18 protein-coding genes, 1 tRNA gene and 1 pseudogene are annotated in these 15,880 nt (G+C 72.3%); 4 read left to right on the forward strand and 16 right to left on the reverse strand.

Features of this window, described 5'->3' with window-relative positions:
• Positions 1-130: 130 nt before the first annotated feature.
• Positions 131-586 (reverse strand): GatB/YqeY domain-containing protein, encoded by a 456-nt coding sequence (locus tag AB0O82_RS02030; protein ID WP_363579696.1) that lies wholly within the window; start codon positions 584-586, stop codon positions 131-133.
• 161 nt (positions 587-747) lie between these two features.
• Here AB0O82_RS02030 and AB0O82_RS02035 point away from each other — a divergent pair, with 161 nt between their 5' ends.
• Positions 748-1,692: a metallophosphoesterase gene (locus tag AB0O82_RS02035; protein WP_363579697.1), complete on the forward strand. Its 945-nt coding sequence runs from the start codon at positions 748-750 to the stop codon at positions 1,690-1,692.
• A 100-nt stretch (positions 1,693-1,792) separates the two neighbouring features.
• Positions 1,793-1,866: transfer RNA gene (locus AB0O82_RS02040), tRNA-Pro, on the forward strand.
• 116 nt (positions 1,867-1,982) lie between these two features.
• Here the strand turns inward: AB0O82_RS02040 and AB0O82_RS02045 are convergent.
• The 15 genes and pseudogenes from AB0O82_RS02045 to AB0O82_RS02115 form a co-directional block, all read right to left on the reverse strand.
• Positions 1,983-3,506: a LacI family DNA-binding transcriptional regulator gene (locus AB0O82_RS02045; protein ID WP_363579698.1), complete on the reverse strand. Its 1,524-nt coding sequence runs from the start codon at positions 3,504-3,506 to the stop codon at positions 1,983-1,985.
• 63 nt (positions 3,507-3,569) lie between these two features.
• Complete coding sequence (locus tag AB0O82_RS02050) at positions 3,570-3,908, reverse strand: helix-turn-helix domain-containing protein (RefSeq protein WP_363579699.1); 339 nt, start codon at positions 3,906-3,908, stop codon at positions 3,570-3,572.
• Positions 3,909-4,080: 172 nt separating this feature from the next.
• Complete coding sequence (locus tag AB0O82_RS02055) at positions 4,081-5,361, reverse strand: DUF3631 domain-containing protein (RefSeq protein ID WP_363579700.1); 1,281 nt, start codon at positions 5,359-5,361, stop codon at positions 4,081-4,083.
• A complete protein-coding gene (locus AB0O82_RS02060) occupies positions 5,358-6,383 on the reverse strand; it encodes a bifunctional DNA primase/polymerase (protein WP_363579701.1) in 1,026 nt (341 codons plus the stop codon). Before AB0O82_RS02060 ends, AB0O82_RS02055 begins: the two co-directional genes overlap by 4 nt.
• Positions 6,384-6,589: 206 nt before the next feature.
• Positions 6,590-7,012, reverse strand: a complete 423-nt coding sequence (locus tag AB0O82_RS02065) for a hypothetical protein (RefSeq protein WP_363579702.1) — start codon at positions 7,010-7,012, stop codon at positions 6,590-6,592.
• A gap of 14 nt (positions 7,013-7,026) precedes the next feature.
• Entirely contained in the window at positions 7,027-7,446 is a 420-nt protein-coding gene (locus tag AB0O82_RS02070) for a hypothetical protein (RefSeq protein WP_363579703.1), read from the reverse strand.
• A 33-nt stretch (positions 7,447-7,479) separates the two neighbouring features.
• Positions 7,480-7,671, reverse strand: coding sequence for a hypothetical protein (locus tag AB0O82_RS02075; RefSeq protein ID WP_363579704.1), 192 nt, complete (start codon positions 7,669-7,671; stop codon positions 7,480-7,482).
• Positions 7,672-7,868: 197 nt separating this feature from the next.
• The gene (gene traB, locus AB0O82_RS02080; protein WP_363579705.1) at positions 7,869-9,920 is read right to left on the reverse strand and encodes a plasmid transfer protein TraB; all 2,052 of its coding nucleotides are present in this window, start codon (positions 9,918-9,920) and stop codon (positions 7,869-7,871) included.
• A gap of 133 nt (positions 9,921-10,053) precedes the next feature.
• Entirely contained in the window at positions 10,054-10,620 is a 567-nt protein-coding gene (traA, locus tag AB0O82_RS02085) for a plasmid transfer protein TraA (protein ID WP_363579706.1), read from the reverse strand.
• A gap of 12 nt (positions 10,621-10,632) precedes the next feature.
• Positions 10,633-11,184 carry a hypothetical protein gene (locus AB0O82_RS02090; RefSeq protein ID WP_363579707.1) on the reverse strand — a complete coding sequence of 184 codons (552 nt, stop codon included), beginning with the start codon at positions 11,182-11,184 and terminating at the stop codon, positions 10,633-10,635.
• 17 nt (positions 11,185-11,201) lie between these two features.
• Positions 11,202-11,624 (reverse strand): RNase adapter RapZ, encoded by a 423-nt coding sequence (locus tag AB0O82_RS02095; RefSeq protein ID WP_363579708.1) that lies wholly within the window; start codon positions 11,622-11,624, stop codon positions 11,202-11,204.
• Positions 11,625-11,672: 48 nt separating this feature from the next.
• Positions 11,673-11,879, reverse strand: a pseudogene (locus AB0O82_RS02100) (RRQRL motif-containing zinc-binding protein); the annotation flags it as partial.
• A 32-nt stretch (positions 11,880-11,911) separates the two neighbouring features.
• Entirely contained in the window at positions 11,912-12,937 is a 1,026-nt protein-coding gene (locus tag AB0O82_RS02105) for a hypothetical protein (protein WP_363579709.1), read from the reverse strand.
• Positions 12,934-13,308 (reverse strand): WhiB family transcriptional regulator, encoded by a 375-nt coding sequence (locus AB0O82_RS02110; RefSeq protein ID WP_363579710.1) that lies wholly within the window; start codon positions 13,306-13,308, stop codon positions 12,934-12,936. The genes AB0O82_RS02105 and AB0O82_RS02110 overlap by 4 nt, the downstream gene beginning before the upstream one ends.
• A complete protein-coding gene (locus AB0O82_RS02115) occupies positions 13,308-13,574 on the reverse strand; it encodes a hypothetical protein (RefSeq protein ID WP_363579711.1) in 267 nt (88 codons plus the stop codon). Before AB0O82_RS02115 ends, AB0O82_RS02110 begins: the two co-directional genes overlap by 1 nt.
• Positions 13,575-14,021: 447 nt before the next feature.
• On the opposite strand from AB0O82_RS02115, the gene AB0O82_RS02120 reads away from it, so the two are divergent.
• Positions 14,022-14,867 (forward strand): sigma-70 family RNA polymerase sigma factor, encoded by an 846-nt coding sequence (locus AB0O82_RS02120; RefSeq protein WP_363579712.1) that lies wholly within the window; start codon positions 14,022-14,024, stop codon positions 14,865-14,867.
• 1 nt (position 14,868) lies between these two features.
• Positions 14,869-15,678, forward strand: a complete 810-nt coding sequence (locus AB0O82_RS02125) for a protein phosphatase 2C domain-containing protein (RefSeq protein WP_363579713.1) — start codon at positions 14,869-14,871, stop codon at positions 15,676-15,678.
• Positions 15,679-15,880: the final 202 nt, after the last annotated feature.

Raw genomic sequence — 15,880 nt, forward strand, 5'->3', positions numbered from 1 at the left:
CCCCGACCCGGGCACGACACGACGAAGGGGCGCCCTCCGAGATCACTCTCGGAGGGCGCCCCTTCGGGCTCGGCGGACGGTGCCATCCGGGCCCTGGCCGGCTGGCGCCCTTCGGGCCTTGCGGCGGGGCTCAGCCCGTCAGCGCCGCCCTCACCGCGGCGGCCACCCGGCCGCCCTCCGCCAGGCCGTCCACCTTCGGCTTCACCAGCTTCATCACGGCGCCCATCGCCTGCGGACCGGCCACCCCGCTCTCGGCGACGGCGTCCGCCACGATCGCGGTCAGCTCCTCGTCGGAGAGCTGCTTGGGCAGGTACCCCGCCAGCACCTCGCCCTCCTCGCGCTCCCGGGCCGCCTGCTCCACCCGGCCGGCGGTGTCGAACGCCTCCGCCGCCTCCCGGCGCTTCTTCGCCTCGCGGCCGATCACCTTCAGCACCTCGTCATCGGACAGCTCGCGCTTCGCCTTACCCGCCACCTCCTCGCTGGTGACGGCGGCCAGCGTGAGCCGGATGGTGGACGAGCGCAGCTCGTCCCGGTCCCTGATCGCGGCCGTGAGGTCCTCGTGCAGCTTCGCCTTGAGCGTCGTCATGGCCCCGAGTCTCCCACCTGCGACGTTCGGTCGCTTGCCATTAACCGGCCCGGCGGCAGGCAACGGGCCCGCTGGCACGTAACGGACCCGCCTGCAGCCCCGTATCCGCGCACGGCCACCGGACGTTCACCGGCTGATCCACCGTCTGAGAGCATGGAGCGATGCGACCGCTGTACTCCGTTCCCCTCGGCTTCGCCGCCGCCGGCGCCGCCTGCCTCGCCTACTCCGTCGGGTACGAGGTCCGTTCCTTCCGGCTCCGCCGGGTCGAGGTCCCCGTCCTGCCCCACGGCGCCCGGCCCATCCGGGTACTGCAGGTCTCCGACATCCACATGGTGAGCGGGCAGGGCAAGAAGCAGCGCTGGCTGCAGAGCCTCGCCGGCCTGCGCCCCGACCTCGTCGTCAACACCGGCGACAACCTCTCCGACCCCCTCGGGGTCCCCGCCGCCCTGGACGCGCTCGGGCCCCTCATGGACTTCCCCGGCGTCTACGTCTTCGGCTCCAACGACTACTACGGCCCGGCCCGCAAGAACCCGGCCCGCTACCTCCAGGCGATGCGCAGCGGCGCCCACGGCCTCAACAACGCCGACGGCACCGGCCGCCGCGGCATCACCGGCGCCGTCCACAACCCGTGGGAGAAGCTCCGCGACGGCTTCGACGCGGCCGGCTGGCTCGACCTCACCAACACCCGCGGCCGACTCACCATCGGCGGCCTCGACCTCGAATTCACCGGCCTCGACGACCCGCACATCCGCCGCGACCGCTACAGCGAGGTCGCCGGCGGCCCCTCCCCCGACGCCGACCTCTCCCTCGCCGTCGTCCACGCCCCCTACCTGCGCGTCCTCGACGCCTTCACCGCCGACCGCTACCCGCTGATCCTGGCCGGCCACACCCACGGCGGCCAGCTCTGCATCCCCTTCTACGGCGCCCTGGTCACCAACTGCGACCTCGACGCCCGACGGGTCAAGGGCCTCTCCACCCACCAGGCCGGCGGCCGCCGCTCCTACCTCCACGTCTCCGCCGGCTGCGGCACCAACCGCTACACCCCCGTCCGCTTCGCCTGCCCCCCCGAGGCAACCCTCCTCACCCTCACCCCGGCCCCCCGCTGACCTGCACCGGACGCCCGCCAAGAACCGGATTTCGTGTCTCGGCGAGCGTCCGGTAGAGTTCTACTCGTTGCGAAGGAGACGGAGCAACAAACCGCAGGACCGGGGTGTGGCGCAGCTTGGTAGCGCGCTTCGTTCGGGACGAAGAGGCCGTGGGTTCAAATCCCGCCACCCCGACCCAGTAACACCAGCTCAGGGCCGGTGACCCGCAAGGGTTACCGGCCCTGACTGCTTTCCCCAGGGCTCTCGGGAGAATCCTGGGAGAAAACCGCCGGGAAAGCGGTCTCCCGGGCCTACGACTGAGGCTTCCTCAGCAGGGTGTCGAGTACCGCCACGGGTGAGCCGGGCGCCATCCGCCGGCGGACTTCGAGTGACCCGAGCCACATCCGGGTCAGCCCCTCCATGAGGTCCCGGCGCATCTCCGGCGTGATGTGGGAGTAGCGGGCCTGGACGGAGCCGTCCTCGTGTCCCATCCGCTCGTCCTTGAGCTTCGCCGGCGTCCGCAGCTCGTCCATCATCGTCTTGTGCGAGTGCCGCAGCCCGTGTGGCGTGAGGCCGCGCGCAATCGGCAGCCAGCAGGCCTGGGCGCGGGCGGCGGCGCCCCGGCCACGCGCCGGGATGCCAGGCCACGGATCTGCCAGCACCGGTACCGGGCGGGCCTCTTCCGGGGCCTTCTTCGGGTACCAGCCGGTGGCCGCTGGCTGGAACAGCCAGGTGGCGAACCCGTTCCTCCGCCAGTGCGCCGCGTTCTCCCCGGAGGCCTGCCAGCGGATGTAGCCGAGATCGGCCATGGCCTTCTCCACCTTCACCCTGGTGCCCTCGGCGACCGCCGCCGGGCGGTTCAGCACGTTGGACACCGTCCCGGCGGAGACACCGGCGGCCCGGGCGACGTCGGTCAGCTTCGCGCCGGGTCGCTGGGCCGCACCATTGGCGGCACCATGCCCGCTGAACAGGTACCGCAGGCCATGGCAGCCGCAAGGCGCCTGCTTCGCCCGCGCCAGCTGCCCGGCGAGCAGGGTGGACAGGAAGTCCGGCGAGTCGATCGTGCGGTAGGAGTCGTCCTTGGGCGGGCACCGGTGGAACTCGCCGGAGTCCAACTCGTACAGCTGGTGCTCGACCCGGACGGCGGCCGGGCGGACGAACTCCGTTTCCAGGCCGACGATTTCGCCCCACCGCATGCCGGTGTAGCCCTTGAGCACCACAGCGACGAACTCGTCCTCGCGGCCCGAGAGCAGCGCCGCCCGCTCAGCGACCAGCAGTACGCCCAGCGCGTTCGTCACCACCTTCTCGGGGCCGCGGTTGCGCGAGCGGCCGGCCCGCTTGCCCCGGCCGCGGCGGCGGGTCGCTGGGTTGGAGTCCCGCAGCCCCTCGTCGACGGCGTCGCCGAGAATCAGGTGCAGGGTGCTCCGCCACGTCTTGATGCTGCTGGCCGCGTATCCCCGCTCACGCTCCTCCCGTGCCCAGGCGTCGACGTCACTCTTACTGATCTCGCCGATCAGCGCGTCCTCGAACTCGGGGAGCAGGTGCTCCTCGATGTGGCGGCGGTAGTTCTGCATGGTGGAGGCAGCGAGGTCCTGCTCCTCGTACCAGTTGCCCGCGTACTCGCCGAACGTCATCTGTTCAGGCTCCGGAGCGGCGGGCGGCCGAGCAGCTTCCTTGGCGGCCTCCTCCTCTGCAATCCCAGCGGCCTTCTCGGCCGCGCGCTTGGTCTTGTAGCGGACCGCCTTCCCGCCGCCGTCAAGGACGGTCCCGTACTTGCCGGGCGCGATCTTGTACCGGGCGCGCCAGTAGTCGCCACGGTTCTCGCCGTATCCCAATGTGGTCCTTCTACGACAGGGCCCCGCCCGGCGACGACACCGGGCGGGGCGAGTGGGGTGTGATCAGGCAGCGTCCTGCTGGTGGAGCACCGCCCTGCGCGGCATCCGCGCGCGGAGTCGGGTGGTCGACCGGCTCGGCTGCGGGTCGCGGACCGACTTCTTCGGGGCCGCAGCCGCCACGGCCCGGGCCTGAGGCGCGGCGACGATCGTCGGCCGTGCCTCGTACATGCGGACGATCTCGGCAACCTGCTCGGCCGTGAAGCGGTAGGCACGCCCGGGCTTGGTGAAGGGGATGCGCCCGCGCCGGGCTTGCTCCTTCACCCACCACTCGGACATGCCGAGGGCCTTGGCGACGTCCACCGGGTAGAAGAGCGCAGGCAGTGCGCCCCGGTCCTTGAGCATGGGGAACCCTCCAGATCGACGTCGGCGGGGCTTTGCCCCTTCCTTCTCTGGGATCCGCTACTGCCGCTACTGCCGCTACCTCCCTGGTCAGGGGCATGTTTTTGGTAGCGGATTGGGTAGCGGTAGCGGATTGGTGCCGCTCCCGCCGGGGTGGGCGGGAGCGGCGGTTGGCCTACGGCGTGGCGGCGGCCGGGGCGTCGGGTAGCGGATCGGTATCCGCTACCTCGGGCGTATCCGCTACCGGAAACAGGGCCCTGACCTGCGCGGTAGCGGCAGTAGCGGCGGTAGCGGCTTCCTGGGAGAGAGGCGGGCGGGGCGGGCAGTACCGCAGCCACGCGTCGGACAGGTCCGAGGCGTAGTAGCCCTTGGCGCTGCTCTTCGGGCCGGTCTTGATGTTGCGGGGCTTGATGGGGTCGTTGTCGGCGGTGACGTAGTCGCCGAGCATCCTGGCGAGGGCGCGGGCGGTGATGGGCTTGCCGTCGAGGTCGGCCCACGGGGCGTCGTCCAACTCGGCGAGCCTGCTGAGGAGTTCGGCGCTGAGCATTCGCTCGGCGCCGTCGAAGATCTCGCGCAGGTCGCTCAGCAAGCGGATGCCCACGCTGCCCTTGTCGTTGGCCTTGGAGGCGGTGACGAGTTCGACGCACGCGGTGCGGGCGCGCTCGGGCCAGTCGCCGCCGGCGGCATCCGCGACGGCGAGCAGGGGCTCCCATACGTCGGCGGGACGGTCGCTGATGCCCTCGGGCAGTACCGGCCACACGTCGTGGAGCTGGTCGCGGACGCTGCTGGCCCACTCGGCGAGGCGGTCGCGCAGCTTGTGCCCCTCCGCCCGGTGGATGCGCTCGCGGTAGGGCTCAACGCGCTCGTTGGGGGCGCGGCGGCGCATCCGGATGACGACGGAGCGGCTCATGATGGTGTCGGGCAGGTCGCCGAGCCCCGCGGTGGCGAGGGCGGCGTAGACGGGGAAGGGCTGGACGGTCTGGGTGCCGCCGTCGCCGACGCAGCGCAGGACGACGCCGGAGCGACGGTGGCCGGAGTTGATGAGGCCGCGCAGGTCCTCGTTGCCAGCGGCCTTAGGGCCGAAGACGGTGTCGATCTCGTCGAACAGCACGGTCGGGCGGGCGTCGGCGTCGGAGACGGTGCGGAAGAGCGCGGCCGGGCTGACGTCGGTGGTGAGCACCGGGCGCGGGGTGATCGTCTCCATGATCTCCAGGGCCCGGGTCTTGCCGGATCCGGGCTCGGGGCTCAGGAAGGCGATCCGCGGGGTGGACTCGAAGCAGTCGAGCAGGTGGGTGTGGGCGTCCCACAGCACGACGGCGGTGTACGCGGCCTCGCTGGGGAAGACGTTGAAGCGGCGGTGGAACGCGTCGACCTCGTCGAGCAGGGCGGCGCCGTCCTCGGGGCCCGGCCGGTCCGGGGTTTTGGTGCTCTTAAGGGGGGAGCTGGGGTGCGTCATGCGGCGTCTCCGGCCGGGTTGTGGGCGATGGACCAGTTGAGGGCGTTCGTGATGGTCGCGTCGGCCTCACGCGCGGTCAGACCGGCCTGCTCCGCCGCCCCCTTAAGAGCATTCTCGACCTCGTCGCGGCTGAGCTTGCCGCTGGCGACGAAGCGGCCCAGCGCGCGGGCTGCCCTGGTAAGGGCCCAGTTGCGGCCTCCCTCACGGGTGTTGGCGACGTTCGCCGTCTCGTTGCGCAGGGCGGCTTCCACGTACGCGGGCCGGGTGCCGGTCGTGCGGCGGTCGAGCCGGAAGGGCGTGGTAAAGGGCCTGGGTGGCGGGGTGAGCAGGCGGGTGATCCAGCCGGGCAGCGGCGCCGGGGCGGTGTCGCGCCCGACCTCGTAGCGGCGCCCGGCGACGTTGCTGCCCGCGGCGACGACGTAGCCGCCACCGGCCCGGGTGTCGATCAGCCAACCCAGCCCGGAACCGTGCTGACCGGCGGTGTTGCGCAGCGCCGTCCCGGCGGGGGCGGCGAAGTAGAGGTGCCGGCCGCCGCTGGGCGTGATGACGGTGTAGGTGTCGGCCGGGAACGGCCGACCGTTGCGCTCGCACAGCGCGGCCAGCACATCGGCTCCGTCCATCACCCGCTCGTCGGCCCACTCGGGGGGCGGGGTGGTGCCGGGCTTGGGGGTGTCGAGGTCGATGACGACCAGCCCGGACGGGCCAGTGGCCAGGCCGATCCCGTACGGCCCGTGCGACCAGGTCCGGCGCACGGCGTCGGGGTCGAGGGTGGCGCGCTGCTCCCACCCGCGGTGGCCGGTGGTGCAGGGGCCGGTGCGGGGGCAGGCGGCGGCGGCGTGCAGGGCGGGGCGCTTGCTGCCGGGCAGTAGCGGGAAGACGTGCCAGCCGCGTTCGACGGCGGCGAGGGCGGCGGTGAGCAGGGGGTTGCCGGTCACGGCGTCGCGCGGGCCCTCGCAGGGGCTGGCGTCGCCGAGGTGGGCGGCCTCGCAGCGGGGCTGCGGATCGTGGGTGCTTGCGGACATACTGGGGTCCTCTGGTCTCTGCGAAGAGGCTGGATGGGCCCCGCAGCAGCCGGCTCTCTGCCAAGAACCGCACGGCTGTTGCGGGGTTTCGTGCTGTGTGGGAGCGGTCTGTCCGGACCCCCGCATCGTCCGGGCCCGCCGCTGGCTGCGGCCGTGGCCCGGACGGCATGGCCGGTCGGGCACGGTGCTGCGGGACGCGGGGGCTGCTAGCGCCGTCGGCTTGCCCTGCGGGCTGAGGCAGAGGTGTTCCTGCGGTCGGCGATCATGGCTCGGCTGGCGTTGCGGCGGGCCTCGTCGGGCAACCTCTTGACGTCGTCCAGGGCCGTTCGGATCGGGTCGGCCTGGTCGGCGGGCAGCTCGGCGAGCACCGGTTCCAGCAGGTGCGCGAGGCGGGTGATGCGCGGGTCCCGCAGGGGTTCGGGCGGGATCGGGGTGCCGGTGGTCAGCAGCGTGGCCCAGTCGATGTGGGTGACAGGCAGGGGACAGGTGCGGTGCCATTCACCGGTGTCGGTGTCGTACTTGGCCGGCGTCAGTCCAACGGAGGGCGAGCCGGGGTAGGCGTTGGTGGGGAGGTAGTGGACGCCGTCGGGCATCAGCCAGACGGTTCCCGGCTTGATGGGGTTGGCCATGTGTTCCTCCGGGGTCAGCGGTTGCGGTTGGTGACGTTGACGTGCACGTTCACGGCGCCCTGCCCGCCTCGGCCGCCAGTGCCTCCGCTGTTCTTGAGGAGGTAGAGGACGCCGAGGGCGGCGATGAGCAGGCCGAGGCCGGTGGTGGCGGCGGCGAGGGTCTGGAGCAGGAAGCCGATGCCGAGTCCGGCGCCGCCGATGCCGATGCCGCCGGCGAGCAGGCGGGCGGGCCACGGGTCGCGCATCGGGGCGGGGGCGTGTTGGGCGGGCAGGTAGGCGAAGTTGGGTCCGGGGTGGTGGATCGGGGCTGGGAGCGGGGTGGGCGGGTGGTAGATGGCGAGCGGGGCGGGAGCGGGGTGGGTGGCGTAGTAGGGGGTGCCGTCCGGGGTGTAGAGCACCGGGGCGGCGTACGGCTGCGGGGTGGTGTGGTCCACGGTGCTTTCTCCTGTCGGCGGGCTGGCGTTGGGTCAGTGGATGGTGGAGACGTAGTGCGCGAGGGCGCCGAGGGCGTTGTTGACGGGGTCGGCGAGGCCGGTGCCGGCAACGGTGAAGCCGGACAGCCACACGAGGGCGGCGCTTCCGGCGCTGACGCGCTGGGAGCGGACGAGGACGACGGTGATGATCGCGAACAGCAGGGCGGAGGAGATGGAGACGGCCATGGCGGGTCCTTCCGGGCGCCCCGGGAGCGGTTCCGGGGCGTGGTCGAGCGGTGAGGGAGGGGGTGTCAGGGGTGTGCGGGGCGGGGGTGTCTGACGCGTCAGACACCCCTCGCGCGCCCGCGTTACCTGGGGGAATCGGCCCGTTCGACGTCAGGGCCGTCTGACGCGTCTGACGCGTCAGGACCGTCACGGGCGGGTCAGGCGGCGGCCGGGTGGAGCGGGATGATCTCGTAGCGGCCGACCTCATCGGTCTCGCGCAGGCGGCCGGCTTCAACCATCTCGGAAACCTGTCCGGACACCCAACTGCGGCCACGGTGGAAGCGGTCGCAGTACTCCATGAAGTCGGCCGGGCCGACCACGCGACGGTTCTCGGTCTCGAACTCGGACAGCAGCTCGGCCATGATCTTCTTGGCCTCGGACTTGCCGACCTTGGTGCGCGGCGGGATCTCGGGCGGGGCGATCTCCACGACCCGCTCGACGGGCGGGAGTTCGGCGTCCGGGTCGATCCACCCGTCCTCGTCCTCGCTGTCGTCGTCGGTGGGGTCGAGGTCGTAGTCGTAGTCCACCGGGGCGTTCTCCTGGTCGTAGACCCCGTCCTCGTCGCCGTCGTCGGCGAGGGTGGGGAGGGGGTAGCGGGTGCGCTGGGTGAAGGCGGGGCCGACCGCGTTCGCGGCGGCCTTGCCGGTGACCGGGTCGCAGACGGACCGGATGCCGGCGAACTCGACGACGGCCCAGGTCATGGCGTCCACCGGGGTGAGGTAGGCGCGGCCGGGGGTGGCCCAGAAGGTCTCGGGGATGCCGTTGGCGACCAGGTAGCAGTAGCCGGGCTTCTTGTCCTTCCATGTCTGCGGCGCGGCGCCGGCGTCCACGGCCTCATCCGGGAGCGCGAACTGCGCGTCGCGCTCGTCGCGCAGGCCGAACACCCAGGACGAGCCGAGGGATGCACGGGTGTCGGTGCTCATCTGGGTGTGGGAGGCGCGCTGGAGCGAGACGACCAGGGAGACTCCTGCCGAGCGTGCTTCCTGGGCGACGCCGGTGAAGACGTCGTCGTCGGTCTCGCGGATGGTCTTGGCTGCCTCTTCGAACCAGGCGAGCAGGTAGGGCATACCCGGGGAGCCGTCGGCCTGCGTCTCGGCGCAGCGCGCTTCCCACTGCTTGTAGCCGTACTTGGCCAGCCAGGACGTGCGGGCCGGGATGACCGCCCTCAGGGCCGTGATCATGGCTTTGGTGGAGTCCATGTCGAGCGCGGCCCAGTCGATCGCGGGCAGCAGCGGGCCGAGGGTCTGTTCGGCTTTGGCCGGGTCGGACGCCCAGACGATGACGTCGCGGCGGGTGATGACCTCGGTCAGCGCGGTCAGGCCGCCCTCGGACTTGCCGGAGCCGGTCATTCCCATGATCAGCTTGTGCATCGCGTTGCGGTGGGCGGCTGCATCGCCGGGGAAGAAGGCCGCCATGTCGGCGCCGTCCTCGTAGATGCCCAGGTGGACCGGGTCGGCGATCGAGCCGCCCGGGTGGGAGGGGCCCGGGTAGGGGGCACCGGCCTTGAGGAGGTCATGGGGCACGACGGTGAGCGTCGTGCGGGACGCGTCGTCGGGGTCGGGGGTCGTGCGCAGGGCGTTCTTGGCGACGCGCAGCGCGCCGGCGAGCTTGGGCAGCGCCTTGGACACGTCCTCGGGGGTCAACTCCCCGCCGGGAAGCTGGAGTTCGAACTCCGCCTTGTTCGGCTGGACCTTCGCGCCGGTGACCATGGTCTTGGCGAGTCCGACCTTCTCCAGCAGCCCCTTGTCGGCGCCCACACCCGCGCCTTCGGGGTTGACCCGCAGGAGCTGGCGGATGCTCCACGTCGCGGCGAGGGCGGGTGCCCCTATCAGGTAGAGGCCGGGCAGCGGGCCCGCGGCCGGTCCGGCGAGCGCGGCGGCGGTGAACCACGACGTCCCGGCCGCGACCGTGATGGCGGAGTGGAGGCGGCGCTGCTGGCTGGTGGGCCCGCCCGCCCACCAGGTGGCGGCGGTCAGGCCGAGCGAGGCGAGGGTGAGCCCCACCGCAGCGGCGGCGGACTCGCCCCACATGGCGTTGGCGGGCAGGGACAGGATGCCGGTGCCCGCGGCGACGATCCACGGCGGCAGGTAGGGCTTCACGCGGTGGAGCAGGTACTCGCCGACGCCGCCGGCGTGCTGGTTGGGGTCGAAGTGCAGGTAGCCGGTCTGGCCGGTGTCGAGCTGGACCTGAGGAGAGTGGTGCCGGGCCACGGGCGGCCTCCCTGGGCTGCATGGGGCGTGGGGTGGGGAGGGGCCCGGCCGGGGGCGCACGCGCGGCACAGCTCACCCGACCGGGCGGGGCGGGGGCTGTGCGCGCCCTGCCCCCGGCCGGGAGGAAGGGCGGTTAGCCGCCGAAGTCGAAGCGGCGGCGGGGCTGGCGCGGGCGGGCGACGCGGGAGATCTCGGGGTCGTACTCGCGCTGGAACGCGGCGTAGGTGCGGGCGACCTCGGCGGCGACCGACTTGGCGTCCTCGGCGGCCTTCTTCAGGTGCTTGGCTACCCGGCGGGCGCGGGTCTGGGAGCCGAACACCCGGCCGTCGGGGTCCGGGACCTCCTTGAGCACGGCCTGGAGGATTTCGTGGGCCATGGCGAGGTCGAACGAGAGCTGGGCGAACGTGGCACGGCCTCGCTCGCAGAACTCGCGCACGTCGGCGTTGGTGAAGAACTCCGGGTCGCCCAGCGGCGAGTACCCGCGCCCGCCGCCGCTGTGGCCGCTGCTGGACGGGGTGCCGATCCTGTCCTCGGCCGGGCCGGGACCGCCGGGGCCCCGTCCGCTGTCGGTGTTGCGGTCGTAGGAGAAGTGGTAGCTGGGGCCGCCACGCGGGGGCGGGGGCGGGGTCTTTCCGCCTCCACCGGTGCCCCCGGCGCGGCGCGGGGGCGGGAACGGGCTGCTGAAGGGCGTGGAGCTCATCTGTGATGCCTCCTAAGGAAGGTCGGTCGGGGCGGTGAGCGGGGTGGTGGCGAGCGTGCGGCGGTGGCGCCACCAGAGCGTCTGTGCGGTGGCGGTGCCGGCCAGCCACGCGGCGGCGAGCAGGCCGCCGGTGGGGCCGAACCAGACGGCGGCCGCCGACCAGGCGAGGCCAGCCGACCAGGCGGCGACGGCGCGGGTGTGGGCGCGGGCCTTGCGGCGCACGGCCGATCGCGGGTGGCGGCGCACGATCAGCGTCCACCCGGCGGGCAGCAGCACCGCCGGGACGGCGAGGGCGAGCGCGGCGGCCGGGGCGGCGGACAGCACACCGGCCGCGCCGAAGATGCCGATCCCGACCCAGACGGGCGCCCAGGCGACGCGCCGGCGCCACAGCGCGCGGCCGGCCGCGAGCGCCAACCGGCCACTCAGAGAGGGCTGTTGGGGGACGACGACCACGACCGGGGCGGTGCCCCGGCCGAGGTCGAGCACGTGCGCGGCGGGCGCCCTGCGCCGGCCGAGCTGGCGCTGTGCGGGTATCTGGACCTTCGTGGTGCGGATACGGGCCACGGCGGGGCCTCCGACCCTCAGCCTCGGGCCGGGGCGACAGCTTCGCCCTCGGCGGTGCGGTCGACCACGGGCTTGCCCAGGTCGCGGTGCTCCAGGACGACGCGGGTGCCGGTCTTGCCCAAGCGATCGGCCAGCACGCTCGCGACGGTGGCGGCGCGGTGACGGCCGCCCGCGCAGCCGACCGCGATCGTCAGCGGCGCCTCGGACGGCCCGGCGTCGAACGAGTCGGCCACCAGCGCGGCGCTGGCGATCAGCTCCCGGATGCCCGGGGTGGCGAGCACCGCCCGGCGCACCGGCAGGTCGTGCGCGGTCTGGTGGCGCAAGGCGGGGTCGACGTGCGGGTCACGGAAGTGGCGGCGCAGATCGAGGGTCAGGTGCGCCTCGGGCGGGGCGCCGTGCAGGTAGCCGAAGCTGACCACCTGGATTTCGGTCACGGACATGACAGGGGTCTCCTTGCTGAGGGTCAGCGGAGCGGGTCAGGGGTGAGTTCAGGCCGCGATGGTGGTGCTGTCCGCGCAGGCCAGGCAGGTGCCGAGGTGCGCGGGGAGCACGTAGCCGGCGTCCTGCCCGCAGATGGGGCAGGTGCGGCGGGCGGCGCGGGCCTTGGCGAGGGCGGCGGCCTTCGCGGGGGTCATCGGCCTCACGGGCTTGGCCAGCGCGAGGCGGTAGAGGTAGGTGGGGGTGCCGCCGTGGCGGGTGCCGTCGGGGTCCCAGTGGCGGGGGCGACTCATGCGGCCACCGCCTCGCCGCCGCCGTCCTGCTCGCTGAGCCGCTTGTAGACGGCGCTGACGTAGGCCGGGGAGCGGGTGGAGCGTCGGGCGGCCTCGCGCTGCGAGACCCGGTCGCGCCAGCACTGCTCGATCACGCGGGCGGCCTCGGCGCCATCCAGACGGTCAGGCTCCTGCGTGGCGGTGTTCACCGCGTCGGCATCGGTGTTCACCTCGTGCTCGGCGGTGAACGGCTCGGGCTCCGGGGTGTTCACCGGGTCCGGGCCGACCGGGTACACCGGGCCGTCGACCACGTCGTCGGCCGGGTCGGCGGCCGGTTCGGCAGTGTCGACCGAGGCGGGGTGAACGGGGGTGAGCGCCGGGTGAACGGTCTCGGTGTTCACCGCCTCCGCCGGACCCGCCGGAAGCGCCTCCCGGGCCTCGATGCCGGGGTTGGGCGGCAGGGTTGCGGTGGGCTGCGGGGCGGGGGTGAACGGTGCCTGCGGGAGGGTGAACAGCGGGGTGTTCACCACCTGCCGGGCGGCCTGCGGGATCGTCGCCGGGCGGGTGCGGAGCGGCGGTTGGGGCCGCTTCGCGATGCGGGCCAGGGCCCTGCGGTAGGCCGGTCCAGCCTCGGCGACGAGCAGCAACAACAGCGGCGGGATCAGGTGGATCACCACGCCGACCAGGTCTTTCGCCAGTGCGGCGGCCCCGATGTTGAGCCACACCGTGGCCAGGCCGGTGACCCACCGGAAGAGGGCCGGCCAGCGTCCGGCGCTCACCCCGAAGCGGGCCAGCGTGCTGTCCGCCTGGAGGCTCAGGATGAAGCACCCGTCACCGGCGACCGCCATGATCGGGCCGGTGCCGTAGCCGGGTGAATGGGCGTCGATGAACGGGGCGGCGGTGGACATGCTCACCGCGACCACCGCCCCCGTCAGCACCCACGTGCCGGTGCTGATCACGAGCGACGTGCGGCGGATCTGGGCCGGGGTGGGCACCTCGGCGAGCACCGGGTGAACACCCCCGGCGGAGCGGTGAACGCTCACGCGGCACCCCCGGCGTTCACCCCGACCCGGGAACGGGCCACCCGCCGGAGCAGGGTGTTGCGCTCTCGCTCGTTCAGGCCGCCGAAGATGCCGTGCGCCTCCTTGCGCTCCATGGCGTCGGCCAAGCAGAAGGACTTCACCGGGCACCCGGCGCAGATCATCTTGGCGCGGCGCTCGGCCCACTCGGCGGTCTCGGGCCCCATCTCCTCGGGGTCCGGGTAGAACAGGTTCGTGTCGCTGTCGGCGCAGGCGGCGCCGCGCAGATCGCTCTCGGGGTTCGGGCGGTACTCGGCGAGCACGGTGGCCGCCGGGCGGGCGGTCAGGTGCGGGGTACGGGTCGCGCCGCTGATCAGAGTGCGGAGCTGAGCCATCACGCCGCCGCCTTCCAGGTCAGCACCCGGCGGCGCTCGGCGGTGCGCATCAGCGCGGACGCGAACCGGGCGGCCGGCCCGTCCAGGTCCTTCAGGACCGCCTGGGCGACGTCGAGCCGGACGACCCGGTCCTCGTCGGTCGCGTCGGTGCTGCCGTCGAACAGCTCGGTGTCGACACCGAAACCGAAGTCGGCGCCGGTCCCGAAGGCCAGCTCCGCAAACTCCTCGGGCGTCGCGGCCTCCTGGCCTGCAACAATCAGTTTCATGGGTTCACCTCGTCCAATCAGGGGGTGAGCCCGCAGGGCCGCCGCGCGTTCCTTGGCCGGGAGCGCGGCGGCCCGACTCATGCGGGCCCAGCTACTCGTCACATCACGAGCAGCCATGGCCCCCGACCCGACCGACGAGCGGACGGATCGGGGACCAAAGACACTCGAAACGCAGCGGACGTCACCCGGTCCGCGCGGGGACGGGGACAAGCCCCGTCGTCTAAGCACTCTGTTGAGTTTTCAAAGAACAAGCGCTGCCTTCGGGGGGCTGTCACCCCACCCCTCCGGGCGCGTTTGTGCAGGTCAGAGAAGCGAGAAGCCTCCCCATGGATTGCTTAGGGGGGCTTTCACGCTTGCCTGATACCCAAGGTAGGCAGTGCTCGTCTAGGCGTCAAGTCCCCCTCGCGATATCCTTGCTTCGCCCCCCTAGGCAGCGAAGGGATGACCATGCACGAGGAACTGGAGCGGGTGGCTAACGTCGCCGTTCCGATCGAACGGGCCAAGGCAGCAATCTCGCTGATGGCGGACTATCAGAACCGGGTAGTCGAACTGTCCCGCGTCCGCCGCGAGGCCATCGAAGAGGCGTCGGCGTCGGGCATGTCGCAGACGGAGATTGCCGCCCTGCTCGGTGTCAGCCGTGGGCGTGTCGGTCAGCTCGCGTCCGCCGGTCCCGCCCCGGAGCGCGCGTTCTTCGGCTTGGGCCCGATGACGGTGGCGCTCGGCGGCAAGTACGAGGCCGGGAAGTCGCAGGACGAGAACCCGAGCGAGGTCGTGACCAGGGAAGACCTCAGCAACTACGAGCACCTGCGCAAGCTGTTCGCCAGCCTGAAGCTCGACTCCGACTCGGAGGTGATCCCGCCGTCCGGCATCGTGAACCTGAACCGTGACCACCTGGTGGTCGTCTGCGGGCCGCGGCTGTCGCCGATCGTGGCCCAGGTGCTCGAAGGGGACGACAACCTGCGCTTCCGCAAGGATCGTGCCTGGCACCTCGTGGACCTACGCACCGAGACCGAGTACCGCTCGCCGCTCGACGAGGACGGCACGGCCGGGGACGTCGGCTACCTGGCCCGGTTGCCCCGACTCGACGGCAAGGGCACGTTTCTGTACATCGCCGGCATCCACGCGATCGGCGCGAACGGTGTCGTCCACTATCTGGAGAACCACCTGGGCGAGCTGTACCGCGAGGTGAGGACGAAGCGCTTCTCCACGCTCATCTCGTGCCGCTACGACCCGAAGACCCTTGAGGTTCTGGAGAGCAGCAGGGTCACCCCGATCTACCGACACGAGGCCTGACATGCGCGTCTCTCTTGCCACCGCGCCCGGCGGCCTGGGTGCCAACGAGGACTGGGTGGGCGCCACCTCGTCGCTGGCCATCGTCCTGGACGGGCTCAGCACGGCCGGACTCGACACCGGCTGCGAGCATGGCGTCCCCTGGTACGTCGCCCAACTCGGTGGCCACCTGATGGCTGCACTGGCCGGCGCTGAGCGCCCGCTGACCGACGGGCTGGCCCAAGCCCTCGATCAGGTGGCGGCGCTGCACTCCACCTGTGATCTGGCCAACCCGGGGACACCATCGGCGACGGTCTCGATCCTCCGGGCCGGCGGCGAGCAGTTCGACTACCTGGTGCTCGCCGACTCGCCCATCGTCTTCGAACGGAACGGCGAGTACCTGGTGAAGACGGATCTGCGGGTGAACACCGTGGTGCCGGAACTCCGGGCCGAGACCGAGCGCTTCGCCACGGGAACACCGGAGCATGCGGAGAGCGTGCGCCGCATGGTCACGGCGCAGAGGCTCACGCGCAACACGCCGGGTGGCTACTGGGTAGCAGCGTCCAGCGGGGAGGCGGCCGGCCACGCGGTCACGGGGGTGGCGCCGACCGCCGGCGTCAGCGCGGTCGCGGTCATGTCGGACGGCGCCTCCACGCTGGTGACCAACTACGGCGCGGCTTCCTGGCGAGAGGTCTTCGCGACGCTGAGGGCGGTCGGCGCCGATGGGCTGATCTCGGCCGTGCGTGATGTCGAGGCCACGGACCCGGATGGCGTTCGCTGGCCGCGCTACAAGCGAGGCGACGATGCGGCGGTCGCGTTCTGCCAGATCCCATGAGCATGGGCCAGTTGTGGGCCAGCGATAACGGAGCGTTCGAAGTGGGGGCGCTCCGTCCCAGGTGGGAGGTCCCTGCCCATCGTGAGGCGGCTCTGATCTTGAAAACTGTCGCGGCATGACCCGTCATCGCGGGCTCGAATCTCACGCTCTCCGTCAGCGCGGAATACCTAGCTCAGGGCGGGTATCGGCAGATTGCCAATAC

This window comes from Kitasatospora sp. NPDC088264, from assembly GCF_040685715.1.
GTDB lineage: Bacteria > Actinomycetota > Actinomycetes > Streptomycetales > Streptomycetaceae > Kitasatospora.